The sequence below is a fragment of the Candidatus Binataceae bacterium genome (assembly GCA_035508495.1).
In the GTDB taxonomy this organism is placed as follows: Bacteria; Desulfobacterota; Binatia; order Binatales; family Binataceae; genus JASHPB01.
On record DATJMX010000058.1, the window covers coordinates 1 to 14,682 of the forward strand.

The following is a 14,682-nucleotide window of genomic DNA, read 5'->3' on the forward strand; positions in this document are numbered from 1 at the left end:
TTGCGCTTTTCGAGGAATGCGCGGACGCCTTCTTTGGCGTCAGCGCTCTGCCGCACTTCGCGCGCCATCCTGAGCATGTCGTCGTGCCAGGCGTCGAATGTCTCCGACATGCAACGGCGGACCGTGGCCTTCATCGCGCGCAGCGAGAGGGGTGCATTGCCTGCGACTTTTGTCGCCATCGCCGTCGCCGCATCGGCGAGCTTTGCGTCGCTTACCACCTGCTGTACGAGGCCCATTTTCAAGCCCTGCTCGGCGTCGAAGAGATCCGCCGAGTAGAGAATCATCGCCGTGTTCGCCGCGCCGCAAATCTCGATGAGCTTGCGCGTGAAATCGTACGGCACCATCAGGCCGACCTTGCCCAGCGTCATGCCGAGGCGCGCGCTCTCCGACGCGATACGCAGATCGCAATGCAGCGCCAGCTCGAGGCCGCCCGCGAGCGCCGCGCCTTGCACCGCCGCAATGGTAGGAACGGGGAATTTCTCGAGCCTGCCGAACGTGCCCTCGAGCGACGCGACATTGTGACCGCCCGCCGCTTCATCGACTTCCTTGAGATCGACGCCCGCGCAGAAGCTCGCGCCTTCGCCGCGCAGCAGCAGCGCGCGAATCTCCTTGTCGCGTTCGAGTTCGATGAGAGTGCGGTTGAGCGTCTCGATCATCGGCTGATTGAGCGCGTTGCGCTTTTCGGGCCGATTGAGCGTGAGCACGGCGTAGTTCTGCTGGCGTGAAACTTTGAGCACTTCGTCGGCCATCGCGATAACTCCGGAAGAGATTTGCGGACGACGGCAGCATCGCATGCGATCCCGCCGCCTCCAAGTTTCGGCGGCGAGCTACGCGACGATGCTCAGCATCTTGTCCTTCACGTAGATGAACTTCTTGGGCGGCTTGCCGTTGAGGTTGCGCGTCACGGCCTCGCTCTTCATCGCGAGGTCGCGCACTTCTTCTTCGCTCGCGCCGACCGCGACCTGCAATCGATCGCGCACTTTGCCGTTGATTTGCACGACGACGGTGACGGCGTCCTCGCGCGTCAGTGCCGCGTCGAACTTCGGCCACGATTCGAGATGAATCGATTTGTAGTGGCCCAGCTCGCGCCAGATTTCCTCGGTGATATACGGCGCCATCGCGGCGAGCATCACGAGATACGACTCGACGAGGAAGCGGTTCATCTGATCGGGCGCGAGCTTCGCGAGATGATTCAGATGCGCCATCATCGCGGCGAGCGCGGTGTTGAAGCGCAGGCGCTCGACCAGGTCTGTGACCTTCGCGATCGTCTGATGCGCGAGCTTGATCGTCTCGGCCGAGGGCGCACCTTCGGGGCTTCCCGCCGCGACGTACTTGCGCACAAAGTTCCACACGCGCACGAGGTAGCGCTGCATGTCGCCGACGCCGTTCTCGTTCCAGTTGGTCGCCTCGTCGAACGGGCTCATGAAGAGCTCCCAGAGCCGCAGCGCGTCTGCCCCATATTTCTCGATCATCGAGTCGGGAGTGACGACGTTGCCCTTGCTCTTCGACATCCGCTGGCCGTCGGGCGCCCACACGACGCCCTGGTTGCGCAGCACGGGGAATGGCTCCTGGAAGTTGATGAGCTCGGAGTCGAACATCACCTTGGTCCACATCCGCGCGTAGAGCAGATGCATCACGGCATGCTCGGCGCCGCCGACATAGAGATCGACAGGTAGCCAGTAGTCAACCGCGTGCCGCGCGAAGGGCACTGACGATTCGTGCGGCGAGGCGAAGCGGATGAAGTACCACGACGAACAGGCGAAGCCGTCGAGCGTGTCGGTCTCGCGCTCGGCCGGACCACCGCACTTGGGACACGTCGTGTTGACGAATTCGGGCACGTTCGCGAGCGGAGAGCGCCCCGTCCCCGACGGCAGGTATTCCTTCATGGGAGGCAGCAGCACGGGCAGCTGATCCTCGGGCACCGGCACGATACCGTCGGTCTTGCAGTACACGATCGGAATCGGGCATCCCCAGTAGCGCTGCCGAGAAATCAGCCAGTCGCGCATCCGATAACTGATAGTGGCTTTGCCGATACCGCTGCGCTCAGCATACGCGGCGACTTCCGTGAGCGCCTCAGCGGTAGGCTTACCATCGAGGAATCCCGAGTTGATCGCGACGCCGTATTCGGTAAACGCACGATCCAGCGCCAGTTCGCTGCCATCGAGAGGAGCGGTGACGCGTGGAATTTCGAGACCGTACTTCTTGGCGAATTCGTAGTCGCGCTGATCCTGCCCGGGCGCCGCCATGATCGCGCCGGTGCCGTAACCCATCAGCACGTAGTCGGCGATCCAGATCGGGATGTCTTTCTTGGTGAATACGTTGCGCGCGTATGCGCCCGTGAAGACTCCGGACTTTTCTTTCACGGTCGACATCCGCTCGATCTCGCTCTGCCGCCGCGCCTGCGTGACGTATTCATCGACCGCCTTGCGCTGACTATCAGTCGTAATTTCGGCGACTAACGGATGCTCCGGAGCGAGGACCATGAACGATACACCGAAGACGGTATCGGGCCGAGTAGTGAAGAAGCGAACTTCTTTGCCCTGATGCCCCGGAACCGGGAAGGCAAGCTCCGCGCCTTCGGAGCGGCCGATCCAGTTGCGCTGCATCAGCTTGATCGGCTCGGGCCAATCGATTTGATCCAGATCGTCGAGCAGGCGATCGGCGTAGGCAGTGATCTTGATGTACCACTGCTCGAGGTCTTTCTTGGTGACGGGATTGTCCGTGTGACGCCAGCAGCATCCGTTGACGACCTGCTCGTTGGCGAGGATCGTGCGGCAGAGATCGCACCACCATTGCGAGCCCATCGCGCGGTACGCGAGCCCGCGTTTCAGGAGCATCAGGAAGAAATACTGCGTCCACTTGTAGTACTCGGGCGACGACGAGTTGATCTCGCGCGTCCAGTCGTAGGCGCACCCCGAGATCGTGAGCTGGCGCTTGAAGTTGGCGGCGTAACGCGGAACGGTTTCCGTCGGATGCGATCCGCGCAGGATCGCTTCGTTTTCGGCCGGCAGTCCGAACGCGTCCCAGCCCATCGGATGCAGTACGTTGAAGCCAGCCATCCGCTTGTAGCGCCCGATCACGTCGCACGGCACGTAGTTATGAAGATGGCCGACGGACAGGCCCGCACCGGAAGGGTAGGGGAACATCTCGAGCACGTAGAACTTGGGCCGCCCGGGCTCCTCGCGCGTCAGGTAAAGCTGCGTGCGATCCCATTCCGCCTGCCAGCGTGGTTCGATCTTCTTAGGGTCGTAACGTTCGTCCATCAAAATCCGCCCGCGTTCCCTCGTTCAAACTCGAATGGTCAAGTTTACCGTGCCGGTCGAACTCGTCCAACCACGAGCGCGATCTCTCAGTAATCCGAGGGCAGGATTCGCAAGCGCGGCCCATTCGATTGTTGGTAGATCCTTCTCTGATTCCCTCACCTTGTCGAAGGAGGGGCAAGCGAAGAGGCCCACGTCGGTATGCGGTTAAATGTTGATTCTCGACAGCGACTCCCAAGGAGTTGCATAAGAGTCGGCGCGCGCTGAACACGAGGCGTTGCACCTCTTGCTCGCCCTCTCCTTGGACAAGGAGAGAGGACAGCCATGCTTGACCGACTTCGATGCGCGGGTTATTCGCATTTGAGCGCTATCGTCGAATCGGTGCGTTAAAGTGGCACAGGCTCTTGGCATTGTGAGTGACAGCAGCGTCGATCTTCCGGCCGCCGAGGCTGCGCGGCTCGGGATTGAGATCGCGCCGCTGCAGGTTGCGTTTGCGACCGAGTTCTTTGTCGATACGAAACTGCCGCGCGCGGAGTTCTACCGGCGTCTGCCGGGCGAGCCGCGCCTGCCTGTGGTCGCCGCTGCGATGCCGGCGGATTTTCTTGCCGCCTATCGCCGCTCGCACGAGCGCGCGCAGAACATTCTCTGTCTCATCAATCCATTCGAATCGTGCTCGACGTACACCTCGGCGTATTCGGCCGCGGTCGTCGCCAAGCGCGACAATCAGATCGGCGTTGATGTCCTCAATACCGGTCGCGCTCTGACTGGCCTCGGTGCGGTTTGTATCGAGGCCGCCGAGATGGCCTCGCGCGGCGCGACGGGCGCCGAAGTGATCGCCGCGATCGAGGACGCGACTCCGCATATCGACAGCTATTACGCGCCCGTTACGAGCGAGTACCTGCAGCGCGACGGCCGCATCTCGATTTACGAGATGGAAGTCGGCAGCCTGCGCGGGATGCTGCCGCTTATCCGCATATGGGGGCGAGTCGCCGTCGTCGGCAAGGCCAGGACACAGGCCGAGAATATCGAGGCGATGCTGAGGCGCGCCGAATCCGAGCTTGCCGGTGCCGAAGCCACTGTCGTCGTGACGCACGGCGATAACGCTCGCGGCGCCGAGGATCTTGCCGAAGCGGCGAAGAAGCGCCTCAAGTGCCGCAACCTGATTGTCACTGAGCTGGGTCCGTCCGCCGGCGCCTACTGTGGACCGGGGACCGTCGGCCTTGGATACTGTCCGAGTCTGATGAAGCTCAACTGAACTTCGAAGTTTGAAGTCGCAAGCCGCAACGGAGCGTGCGCATGAAATTCGGAATCTTCTACGAACACTCGGTGCAGAAGCCGTGGGATCGTAAATCGGAGCTGCGCGCCTATCATCAGGCGCTCGAGCAAATCGAGCTTGCCGATGAACTCGGCTTCGACCAGGTCTGGGAAGTCGAGCATCACTTTCTCGAAGAGTATTCGCATTCGTCCGCGCCCGAGGTTTTCCTCGCGGCGGCTGCGGCGCGCACCAAGAAGATTCATATCGGCCAGGGTATCTCGGTATGCTTGCCGCCGATGAACCATCCGGCGCGAATCGCGGAGCGCGCGGCCGCGCTCGACCTGATCTCCAACGGTCGTCTCGAGTTCGGCACCGGGCGCTCGGCGACGTGGGCCGAGGTCGGCGGCTTCGGCATCGATCCCGACAACACCAAGGAGATGTGGGACGAGGTCATCCGCGCCATCCCGCGAATGTGGACTGAAGAGGAGTTCGAGTGGAACGGCAAGTACTTCAAGATGCCGCCGCGCAACATCCTGCCCAAGCCGATCCAGGATCCGCATCCTCCGATGTGGGTGGCGGTGTCGTCGCCCGAGACTGCAGTGCAGGCTGCCGAGCGCGGCATCGGGATGCTGGGAGTGACGCTGGGAACGCCGGCCGACTACAAACGGCTCATCGCGGATTATCGGCGCATCATCAAGAATTGCGATCCGGTCGGGAAGTTCGTTAACAACCAGGTCAACGCTGCTAGCTGGCTGTATTGCGGCGAAGATGAAAACGAAGCGCGCGCCGTGGGCGGCGCGGCGGCGTTCCATTTCTTCCGCACCGCGGCGCATCTGGTCGGCCTCGGCGGAATCTATCCTTCGAACGCCTACACCGCGCAGGCCAATGCCACGGCGCTGCTCAGCCAGGCCGAGATCTTCTCGCTGAACGAGGGCTTTCCGGTCGGCACTCCAGACCAGATCATCGAGAACCTGCGCTACTGGGAAGAGGCGGGCGTCGAGCGCGTCTGCTGCATGATCAATTTTGATCAGCAGATTCCGCAGCATAAGGTGCTGGCGAGCCTCGAGCGCTTCGCCAAGTACGTGATGCCGGTGTTTGCGGACGACAAGAAGCTCGAGGCCCGCGATACCAGCAAGGGTGGTCCCGAAGCGCCGCCCATGCCGGCTTGATCGCGAGAATCGCCGATGCTTGAGGGACATTGCCTGTGCGGGAAGGTGCGCTACGAAATCGATGGCGCGCTCGGCCCGGTCGTTCAGTGCCATTGCTCGTTGTGCCGGCGCGCGTCGGGCTCGGCGTTTGCGACCAATGCCTCAGTTGATGCGAAGGCGTTTCGAATCGTCGCGGGCCGCAAATCGATTAAGAGTTACGAATCATCGAAAGGCGGCACGCGCGCATTCTGCCGGCGATGCGGCTCGCCGGTGTTCGGATTGGTCGCAGGCGCGCCGCAGATCGTGCGAATCCGCCTCGGATTGCTCGAAAACTCGGGCGGTGCGCATCCTGTCGCGCACGTATGGACAAAATCGAAAGCCGACTGGGATGAGATCGGCGCCACGCTCAAGCAGTTCGATGAGGCGGCGCCGCCGGACTTCATCATGCCCGGCGCCAGCGCGAAGAAACCCAGGAAGCCGAAGAAGTCCGCAACGAAGAAAAACAAGAAGTGAGCAAGCGCCCGAGCGCGCAGGAGTTGTGATCGTGCCCGACGAAGGACGAGCCCGCCACGAGCTTTATCGAATCGATCTGCCGAAAGCACGCCCAGACTTTCCCGCGCTGCCGTGGACCTGCGAGCACACGACGATGCTCAATGTCTTTTTCGAAGTGCGCAAGGATGTGCTGCTCGATCGCCTGCCGCCCGAGTACTGCCGCTCGACGCCGGCCTATTGCCGGATCGTCGTTTTCGACATTCCCGAGTCTCCCTTCGATTCTCCCATCGGTCCATTTCGCGAAGCGTTCATCGCACTCGGATGCCGCCTCAACATGCTGCCCGCCGGTTTCGTCGCGGCGTCGATAACGAACAACGCTGAAGTTCTCGGCGCGGGACTCTTCGAGCGTGGCTATCCGACAACGCTCGGCAAGATCGACTTCGAGGTCGATATCAATCACGCCCGTGCGCTGATCGCCGACGACAAAGGACCCCTGATCGAAGTCATAATGCCGCTGCTGCAAACGATCGAGCCCAACCGGCTCGCATTCGATCACGTTGACGCAATTCGCACCAAGGACGATGGCACGACCCAGCTCGTGATGACTCCGCACGATCTAAAAATCGATCGCGCCGCGATCTGCAAAAACGCGCGAATCGAATATCCCGGAGATCGCGATAGCATCTGGCATACGCTGAACTGCCGCAACATCGTAAGCGCCCAGGTCGCCACAGGCACCCGCACCTTCGCGGCAGCTAATCCGATCCAGTAGTTAGCTCCAGGCCCTTTGCTTTAAAAAAATCCAGTAGGGCGAGCGTCCCTGCCCGCCATTAAGATGGCGCGCCGCGCGCCTCGATGTCTGCCAAAAAAGGAGGTGCGAGCCGTTCGGCTCGCGCAATCAATGGCGGGCAGGGACGCCCACCCTACTGTTTTTTTCGGAGTCAGGACTGACGATTCAGGCGATAAAGCACGTGAGGCAAGCCCGTGTGGGTGATGTCGCGATCGTATTGGAAGCCGCAGGATTCCATTACTCGGCGCGAGGCTTGGTTGTGCGGGAGCGTGAATGCTACCAGCTCGTTGAGGTGCAGCTCGTCGAAAGCGAATCGCAGTGAGGCGCGCGACATTTCGGTTGCGTAGCCTTTGCGCTGCTGATCGGCGCGCACTGCGTAGGCGAGCTCGATGACCTCGGTGCCTTCGACGGTCGCGTGCTTGATGCCGCAATAGCCCATGAACTCGGCGCTCGTACGATCGCGGAAAGCCATAAGCCCGAAGCCGTGATTGCGCCAGTGATCTGCGGCTTGCGCGAGGAAGTCGCGCGTCGATGCTTCAGCGAGCGGTTTGCCGTCGGTCGTCAGCGTCGCGGTGACGCGCGGATCTGAATGCAGCAGGCGCAGGACGCCGAAGTCCGACTCGCCGAGCGGAGTTCCGATCAGGCGCGCCGTCTCGAGTCGCTGCGCCTGGCTGCTCACTTCTTGCGAACGATTGTCAGACCGTCGGATACTCCGAGCATCACGGCCTCGACGCGCTGGTCCTTCGCGATGAAATCGTTGAGCGCCCGGATAGCCTTGGTGTCATCGGTCTGATTCGAGTCATCGATCACCGCGCCGCTCCATAGCACGTTGTCGATGAGGATTAGACCGTTCGGACGCATGCGCTTCAGGATTTCTTCGTAATAGTTGCGGTAGTTGGACTTGTCCGCGTCGATGAATGCGAAGTCGATCGGATAGTTCGCGGGCAACGCTGCGAGGGTCTCGGTTGCGGGGGCGAGCTTGAGCGTGATCTTGCCCGCGACGCCGGCGCGCTCCCAGTAGCGCTTGCCAATCGACGTCCATTCCGCGTTCACATCGCAGCACAGCATCTTACCGTCGTTGGGCAGCGCACGCGCGACGCACAACGCGCTGTATCCCGTGAAGGTGCCGACTTCGACCGCCGAGCGCGCTCCGATCGCGCCCGCCAGCAGGCCCATCAGCGTGCCCTGCTCGGGCGCGATCTGCATCATGCTGATCGCGCCGAGTTTCGCGGTTTCGTTGGCGAGTTCCGCGCGCAATGGATCGCCATTGTGGCCGCATCCAACGAGATAATCGTAGAGTTTCGGACTCAGGGTGACGTACTTAGCTCGATCTGCCATGGAACCTAAGATTGCAGGAACGCCAACTCCAGAAAAGGATGCGGCGCAGCCGCGTGACTGCGCCGCATCGCGATCTATAGAGCCTTATCTTACTTGCCGCCGAGATAGGTGAAGTCGCCGTGCTGATTCGCCGACAGCGTCCCGGTGAAGATACTGTGCCGGTGATGCGCGGTGAAGGCGATGCGATGAATTACCTCCGACTCGCCGACTTCGGACAGCGTATCGTCGCCGTCGAGCATGTAGAGCTTCTCGCGGCCATCGGAGTCGGTCGCGCCGAGCAGCATCGAGCCATTGGCAGTGAGCACCGGATCACCAAGCGACTCGAGTAGCGTTCCGATCGGCGTCAACTCGCCGCGCGACAGGGCGACGTCGAGATGCTGGCGGTTGAGTCGGAAAATCGCCGGCGTCCGGGCGCATCCCGCCAGCACGGCCGTCGTGCCATCAGCCATCAAACCCGGCCGGCCTGGAGAAACGTAGGTAATCGGACCGAGAGGCGTGAGCGTACCGGTTGGCAGGATGCGCGTCATCGTGCCCTGGTTGTAGACGAAGAGCGCGCCGCCTTGCGGCGTCTTGGCGGTGAACGCGATCATCGTACCGGTCGTCGAGTTGACCGCCGCGGGCAGGCCGAACGGCCGCTGATACTGCGTATGGTTTGGGCCGTAGTCGCCTTCGACGGCAAGCTCGCTCACCCCGCCTTTCGAGAGCAACAGCAGCGCCTGGCGATGAGGTGGAGCAGGATCTTTGGGATTTTTCGGTGGGTCCGGGTTGAGAAACGCATTAAAAACCACGTCACCGCCATCGCCCATCTGCTGGCTGCCGAAGCCGAGCACGGCGATCTCATGGCCATCGCTGGTCTTCTGACCGGCTTTCACCGGGCATGTGAGCTCGCCGTGCGAATAGATGAAGAGCGCGTCACGGCCGTGACCTTGCGCCGAGATAAACGCGATGTTCCCTTCAGCATCGGCGACAGGATATGGATCGCCGCGAAACGCCGGCGTGCATTCGCCGGCAGTCAGCGCCTTGGGCGGAATCACCGGGACGACGCGATTCCATACGGGCGCGTCGGGATCGCCGATATAAATGTTCCAGTGCGCGACGAGGTTGGGCTTGTTGGGCTGAATCTCGGCGCCGAAGAGCACGCGCCCGTCGGGCATCATCGAGGGCACGCCGACTTCTGTCACCTTGCCGTCATCGGGCGAGGGCAGACCTACCGCCGTGATTACCTGGGATTCGCCGTTGCTGTCGCTACCGTAGACGACTTGGGCATTGTCCATCTGCAGGCTCGCGGAGTTACCCGAGAGCGTCAGCGACACGGCGTGAGCGTTGAGCGCAGTCCCCAGGATGAACGCCAACGCGGGAGCGAAAACGCTGACTTTCTTCATATGTCCCCACGACGCTGAATCAGAAAGTCGTATTCAGCGTTCCCCAAAATCTTATAGTCGCGTTTGCCGCCGTAGCGCAACGGCGATTCGCGAAGAAGCGATCTCAGAACCCGATAGAGTCGAGTAACCGCGAAATTCTTTCCGGATGCGTGGAGCGCCAATAAATCCGGCCGCATCCGTCGCACGCCGAAAACTTATGCTGACTGGCGAAGACAAAGGGCGGAACCCGGCGCGACAACATCTCGCGCGGGACTGGGCGGAGCAGCAGATTGCATCGCGAGCATCGTGTAAGCGCGAACTGTCGCGTATCGAATGGAACTCGCGCGAGCACCTCGCGAAGCTGCGCGCGGAGATCGTTCGCCTCGATAAAGATGACGTCGCTCGCGCTGCGAAGGCGTTTGTCGCGGGTGAGCATCAGCCGGCCGTCAACTCGAGCGCGAGCGAGCAGATGCGCCCCATCCGACTGCGCATCCGTGACGACATCGGCGCCCAGCAGTCGCAACCATCGCCCCAACCGCATCAGCATCCGATCGGCAGCAAGCTTCGGGGGCTCCTCCATATCGGTGGAGTGTACTATAGGAAGGATGCGAATTGGCTGGCGGCGCGACTTCAAGTGATACTTTAAGTGCGTGCGGCGCCGGGCGGAGGTCTTGATGAACGAAGAACACATCACTTTTGCCGCGGGTGACCTGGCTCTCGAAGGACTCGTCGCGAATCCGGGCGGCGGCGCGCGGGCGGCCGTGGTATGCCATCCGCATCCACTCTATGGCGGCTCGATGTTCAACAATGTCGTCGAGGCGATCCTCGCTCCGCTCTGGCAACTTGGCTACGCGACGCTGCGCTTCAACTTCCGCGGCGTCGGCGCGAGCGAAGGTGAGCATGACGGCGGCGTGGGTGAGATCGATGACGCGCTCCAGGCGCTGACGTTCCTTCAGTCGCAGGATGGTGTGCGTGCCGAAAATGCTGTCATGGCCGGATATTCGTTCGGCGCCGCGGTCGCGATGGAAGCCGGGTTGCGCGCCGCCGATGTGCGGCAAATTATCGCGGTCGCATTGCCGATCGCGATGCTTCCGCCGCTATCGACGGATCGCGCGTTGAAGCCGATCCTGCTTGCGTCGGGCGATCGCGATTCCTACTCGCCGATTCCCAAACTCGAGGAACTTGTGACGAAGCTCGATGGCGCAGCGCAGCTCCAGGTGGTGCCCGGCGCCGATCATTTCTTCGGTGGCTACGAGAACGCGCTTTCCGCAGCGATCAAATCCGTAATCGGCTAGCTCACACCGCAAAACCTCGAAGGGGAGGTGATCCAGTGTCCCAGGCGCTAATCGATACCGTCTTACCGAGGCTTACCGATCGCATCCACCAGGTGATGACGCAGCAGGGCGTGCCGGGAGTTTCTGTGGGCATCGTGCGCGACCAGGAACTCCTGTGGTCGGGAGGGTTCGGCTATGCCGACCTCGCGTCGAGCCGCGCGATGGATGCGGACACGATTTTCGGTATCGCCTCGATCACCAAGACCTTCACCGCGACCGCGATCATGCAGCTCCGCGACAAGGACAAGCTCGCGCTCGACGAGCAGGTCACGAAGTACATCCCCGAAGCCAAAAAGGTCCGATGCCGCCACGGCTCGATCCGAGACCTCACGCTGCGGCGCCTGATGACGCATCGCACGGGACTTGTTGGCGAGACGCCCACCGGGCACTGGTCGAACATGACGTTCCCGTCGCGCGCGGAAATTATCGCGATGCTGCCGAAGATCGAAGTCGTGTTCGAGACTGACGCGACGTTCAAATACAACAACCTCGCGTTCGTGCTGCTGGGCGAGGTGATCGCGCGCGTCTCGCGCCGTTCCTATCGCGACTACATCCGGCGGCAGATCCTCGAGCCGCTGGGAATGGAATCGAGCGGCTTCGACGTGAGCAATCCGCGCAATGCGACGGGATACATGCCCGAGCGCTATCAGGATGCACCCGCAATCGCGCCCGACCCGCCGACCAACGGATACATCGCGGCGGCGGGTCTGCGCTCGTGCGTGACGGACCTCGCGAAATGGATTTCGCTACAGCTCCGTGGGGGTGCGGATGGCGGCGCTCCGCAGGTGCTCAGCGCAAAGTCGCTGAGTGAGATGCATCGGATATCTTTCGTCGAGCCGGGATGGCTCGCCGGCTACGGCCTATGCTGGATGGCGTCGCGATTCGGCGAGAATATCTACATGCATCATGGCGGCTCGGTGCCGGGTTTTCTCTCGATGGTCGCGTTCAACAAGCCGCACAAGCTCGGCGTCATCGTGCTGACGAACAAGCAGGGCAACGTCGCTTCGGGAACGATCGCGTTCGAAGCGCTCGAGATGCTGGTCGGCGAAGTGAAGAAGGAAATTTCCGCGCCGGCGTCGACGCCAGCGCCGGAGAATCTGAAACCGCTTCTCGGCAGATACACAGGATTGCCGGCATTCGGCGCACTCTTCCACATCGAATGGCGCCGCGGCGGTTTGCATCTGGTGATTCCGCCGGATCCCTATCTCGTGCCGCTTCCGCCCGTCGCGATGATCGCCACGGACAAACCCAACGTCTTTATCGTGCGAGAAGGAAGGTTCGCGGGCGAACCGCTAATCTTCGAGTTCGATGCCGATGGCAATGTCGCCGGCTTCCAACTGACAGCGCTCGGCGGCCACCTGCAAAAGACCGATTGATCTCGATTTGCGTTCGGAGAAATTTCACATGCAAGAACAATCGATCGCTCTGAGACATCAGACCGATACCGTGACGATGAGCGTGGCTGACATCTATGCCAACGCCAAGGCTCTCAGCGGTTACCTGCGCGAGAAGGCGGCCGCAATCGACGAAGCTCGCAAGCTGCCCAAGGAGGTTGCCGAGCGTTTGCGTGATGCCGGCATGTTCCGCCTGATGATGCCGAAAGAGTGGGGTGGTCCGGAAATGTGCCCTGCGGAGCAGGTCGAGATCATCGAGGAAATCGCGAAAGCCAACGCGTCGGCAGCATGGTGCGTGATGATCGGATGCGATTCGGGATTCTTCGCCGGTTTTCTCGAAGACCAGCACGCCAGAGAGGTTTACCCGCGCCTCGACATGGCGACCGCCGGCAGCGCCTGGCCGACGGGGCGCGCCGAGCGCGTACCGAATGGCTATCGCGTGACGGGAGAATGGTCGTTTGGTTCGGGTATCACGCATGCTGAGGTCGTGGAGCTCAATTGCGTTCTGTATGAAAACGGCGCGCCGATACTAAGGGGACGCGGCACGCCGCTTACGTCCGCATTTCTGACGCCAGTATCCAATGTCGAGGTTATCGACAACTGGCACACCACGGGCCTGCAAGGGACTGGCAGCAATGACTATCGCGTGAACGATCTGTTCGTCGCCGAGAGGTTTCTATGCGACATGCGAGTAGCGCGTCGCCCGGGTGTTCTCTGGCGCAGCGTCAGGAATTTCCTGCCCAAGGTCGCGGGCGTTCCACTCGGCGCCGCCCGCGCAGCGATTGACTACGCGACTGAGACGTTGGCAGGACGGGTCGAGAAACCATCGGGCCGTCCTTACCGAAACAACAGCCGCGTTCAGAGCGTCATTGCCGAAGCGGAAATGAAATTAAGCGCCGCTCGTTCCTACGTTTTCCTTGCGATGGAAAAGGAATGGAAACGACTCGAGAAACACGAAGAGCCGACGGTCGCCGAGCGTGCAGACTCGTGGCTCTCGCGCGTCAATGCAGGACAATCCGCGCGTGACGTAATCAGGATGGTTTACGACCTGCTCGGCTCGACGGCGATTTATTCCGAGCGCTCCCCCATGGATCGGGCGTTACGTGACGCGGACACTTTCTGTCAACACATCGTCCTGCAACGGAAGACCCTGGAAACAGTCGGTGGGCTGCTCCTCAAAGCAGACCGCCCGTCGTTTCCATTCATCTAGCCGCTGTTCAGTGCGAAGCCGTTGGTGCGGGATGCGTTGCTTGCCAGATCGCGTAGAAGGGGTCTTCCTCGTGGGCTTTGGCGAGCGAGATTATTTGCGCGATCGTCGCTCTCAGATCGTTGTTGTTCTGCTGGTTCAGCTTCGCGAAGTTTTTCAGGTCGTGGAAATATAACAGGTAGTTAACCAGCACGGCGTTGTTGAGCGGCTCCTTGTCGAGGTCGAAGCGCTCGAGCCCCGATAGCGACGGTTCGAGCTTTGCGTAGTTGGCCTGAATCTGCGCGAACGCCACCTGGCGCTGCTTCAGGATGTCGTCGATGGGAATATTCAGCATGTAGATGCGCAGGAGCGCGGCCTCGGACTGTTCGAGAAAATCCGCGAACATCATGTCGCTTTCCAGGACGTCGCGCGCCGACTTCGCATCCTCCGACGCCGCGCCTTCGGTCTTGGTGAAGAACGCGATCGCGCCCGCGTTGCCGACATAGGTCGCGGCCGATTCATCGAACATCGCATCGCTCGCGAGATAGTAGGTGCGATGGAACAGCTCGTGGATAATCACGCCCGCCAGTTCGACGCGATCGACCTTGAGCATGTTCGACAGCACCGGATCGTCGAAAAATCCCAGACTCGAAAACGCCACCGCCGGCCGCACCATCGTGTCGAGGCCCTGGTCCTCCAGGTAGCGTGCCTCGTCGACCGCGTGCGATTCCTCGAAGTAGCCGCGATAGGGCACGCTGCCGACGATCGGAAACCACCATGTGTAAGGTGCCAGCGAATTGCGCGGCGCTGCCATCACCACGTGGATGATTGCGCTCTCGTGCACCGGCGCGATCGTTTCGTAAGCGCCGCCGACGTTGAGGCCCAGATCGTCGGCTGCGAATTTGCGCACGGCGAGAATGGTTTCGAGCTTGTCGCGCGTTTCCTTGGAGAGGTCGGTACTCGCGAGCTCGGTGCTTATCGGTTTACGATTCCACAGGATCCTGCCGCCTTCGTACGCGGCCCGCATGAGATATCCGGCGTAGCACCCGCTCAGGACCAGGATCGCCGTGGCCGCGAACACGCCGCGAATGAAAACCAACAGCCTAAGCCGCACAGCAGGATGC

The 14,682-nt window shown here is 61.5% G+C and carries 14 protein-coding genes; 7 read left to right on the plus strand and 7 right to left on the minus strand.

Annotated features, from left to right (window positions below):
• Together VMA09_18585 and leuS are read right to left on the minus strand one after the other, a co-directional pair.
• A partial coding sequence (locus tag VMA09_18585) for an enoyl-CoA hydratase/isomerase family protein (protein HUA35624.1) occupies positions 1 to 749 on the minus strand: 749 nt, incomplete at its 3' end.
• Between the two features lie 78 nt (positions 750 to 827).
• Entirely contained in the window at positions 828 to 3,263 is a 2,436-nt protein-coding gene (gene leuS, locus VMA09_18590; protein ID HUA35625.1) for a leucine--tRNA ligase, read from the minus strand.
• 409 nt (positions 3,264 to 3,672) lie between these two features.
• Here leuS and VMA09_18595 point away from each other — a divergent pair, with 409 nt between their 5' ends.
• The 4 genes from VMA09_18595 to VMA09_18610 are packed head-to-tail and all read left to right on the plus strand — an operon-like array spanning position 3,673 to position 6,927.
• Entirely contained in the window at positions 3,673 to 4,515 is an 843-nt protein-coding gene (locus VMA09_18595; GenBank protein HUA35626.1) for a DegV family protein, read from the plus strand.
• 41 nt (positions 4,516 to 4,556) lie between these two features.
• The gene (locus tag VMA09_18600) at positions 4,557 to 5,684 is read left to right on the plus strand and encodes an LLM class flavin-dependent oxidoreductase (GenBank protein ID HUA35627.1); all 1,128 of its coding nucleotides are present in this window, start codon (positions 4,557 to 4,559) and stop codon (positions 5,682 to 5,684) included.
• 15 nt (positions 5,685 to 5,699) lie between these two features.
• Positions 5,700 to 6,176 (plus strand): GFA family protein, encoded by a 477-nt coding sequence (locus tag VMA09_18605; GenBank protein ID HUA35628.1) that lies wholly within the window; start codon positions 5,700 to 5,702, stop codon positions 6,174 to 6,176.
• A 31-nt stretch (positions 6,177 to 6,207) separates the two neighbouring features.
• Positions 6,208 to 6,927, plus strand: a complete 720-nt coding sequence (locus VMA09_18610) for an acetoacetate decarboxylase family protein (protein HUA35629.1) — start codon at positions 6,208 to 6,210, stop codon at positions 6,925 to 6,927.
• A gap of 169 nt (positions 6,928 to 7,096) precedes the next feature.
• Here VMA09_18610 and VMA09_18615 read toward each other — a convergent pair whose 3' ends face one another.
• The 4 genes from VMA09_18615 to VMA09_18630 form a co-directional block, all read right to left on the minus strand.
• Positions 7,097 to 7,624 carry a GNAT family N-acetyltransferase gene (locus tag VMA09_18615; GenBank protein HUA35630.1) on the minus strand — a complete coding sequence of 176 codons (528 nt, stop codon included), beginning with the start codon at positions 7,622 to 7,624 and terminating at the stop codon, positions 7,097 to 7,099.
• Positions 7,621 to 8,283 (minus strand): class I SAM-dependent methyltransferase, encoded by a 663-nt coding sequence (locus tag VMA09_18620; GenBank protein HUA35631.1) that lies wholly within the window; start codon positions 8,281 to 8,283, stop codon positions 7,621 to 7,623. The genes VMA09_18615 and VMA09_18620 overlap by 4 nt, the downstream gene beginning before the upstream one ends.
• Positions 8,284 to 8,372: 89 nt before the next feature.
• Complete coding sequence (locus tag VMA09_18625; protein HUA35632.1) at positions 8,373 to 9,665, minus strand: hypothetical protein; 1,293 nt, start codon at positions 9,663 to 9,665, stop codon at positions 8,373 to 8,375.
• 103 nt (positions 9,666 to 9,768) lie between these two features.
• The gene (locus VMA09_18630) at positions 9,769 to 10,224 is read right to left on the minus strand and encodes a Mut7-C RNAse domain-containing protein (GenBank protein ID HUA35633.1); all 456 of its coding nucleotides are present in this window, start codon (positions 10,222 to 10,224) and stop codon (positions 9,769 to 9,771) included.
• A 94-nt stretch (positions 10,225 to 10,318) separates the two neighbouring features.
• Between VMA09_18630 and VMA09_18635 the strand changes: the two genes are divergently transcribed.
• Genes VMA09_18635 through VMA09_18645 form a run of 3 tightly spaced genes read left to right on the plus strand, consistent with a single transcriptional unit; the run spans position 10,319 to position 13,582 of the window.
• Positions 10,319 to 10,939, plus strand: coding sequence for an alpha/beta fold hydrolase (locus VMA09_18635; protein HUA35634.1), 621 nt, complete (start codon positions 10,319 to 10,321; stop codon positions 10,937 to 10,939).
• A 35-nt stretch (positions 10,940 to 10,974) separates the two neighbouring features.
• Positions 10,975 to 12,354 carry a serine hydrolase domain-containing protein gene (locus VMA09_18640; protein ID HUA35635.1) on the plus strand — a complete coding sequence of 460 codons (1,380 nt, stop codon included), beginning with the start codon at positions 10,975 to 10,977 and terminating at the stop codon, positions 12,352 to 12,354.
• Positions 12,355 to 12,382: 28 nt separating this feature from the next.
• Entirely contained in the window at positions 12,383 to 13,582 is a 1,200-nt protein-coding gene (locus VMA09_18645; protein HUA35636.1) for an acyl-CoA dehydrogenase family protein, read from the plus strand.
• A 7-nt stretch (positions 13,583 to 13,589) separates the two neighbouring features.
• Here the strand turns inward: VMA09_18645 and VMA09_18650 are convergent, their stop codons facing one another.
• Positions 13,590 to 14,672 carry an aminopeptidase gene (locus VMA09_18650; protein HUA35637.1) on the minus strand — a complete coding sequence of 361 codons (1,083 nt, stop codon included), beginning with the start codon at positions 14,670 to 14,672 and terminating at the stop codon, positions 13,590 to 13,592.
• Between the last annotated feature and the right edge of the window lie 10 nt (positions 14,673 to 14,682).

Excerpts from the sequence above, each read along its gene's own strand:
- VMA09_18605 (HUA35628.1), top strand. The coding sequence starts at position 5,700 with ATGCTTGAGGGACATTGCCTGTGCGGGAAGGTGCGCTACGAAATCGAT.
- leuS (HUA35625.1), bottom strand. The coding sequence starts at position 3,263 with ATGGACGAACGTTACGACCCTAAGAAGATCGAACCACGCTGGCAGGCG.
- VMA09_18625 (HUA35632.1), bottom strand. The coding sequence starts at position 9,665 with ATGAAGAAAGTCAGCGTTTTCGCTCCCGCGTTGGCGTTCATCCTGGGG.
- VMA09_18620 (HUA35631.1), bottom strand. The coding sequence starts at position 8,283 with ATGGCAGATCGAGCTAAGTACGTCACCCTGAGTCCGAAACTCTACGAT.
- VMA09_18635 (HUA35634.1), top strand. The coding sequence starts at position 10,319 with ATGAACGAAGAACACATCACTTTTGCCGCGGGTGACCTGGCTCTCGAA.
- VMA09_18645 (HUA35636.1), top strand. The coding sequence starts at position 12,383 with ATGCAAGAACAATCGATCGCTCTGAGACATCAGACCGATACCGTGACG.
- VMA09_18630 (HUA35633.1), bottom strand. The coding sequence starts at position 10,224 with ATGGAGGAGCCCCCGAAGCTTGCTGCCGATCGGATGCTGATGCGGTTG.
- VMA09_18600 (HUA35627.1), top strand. The coding sequence starts at position 4,557 with ATGAAATTCGGAATCTTCTACGAACACTCGGTGCAGAAGCCGTGGGAT.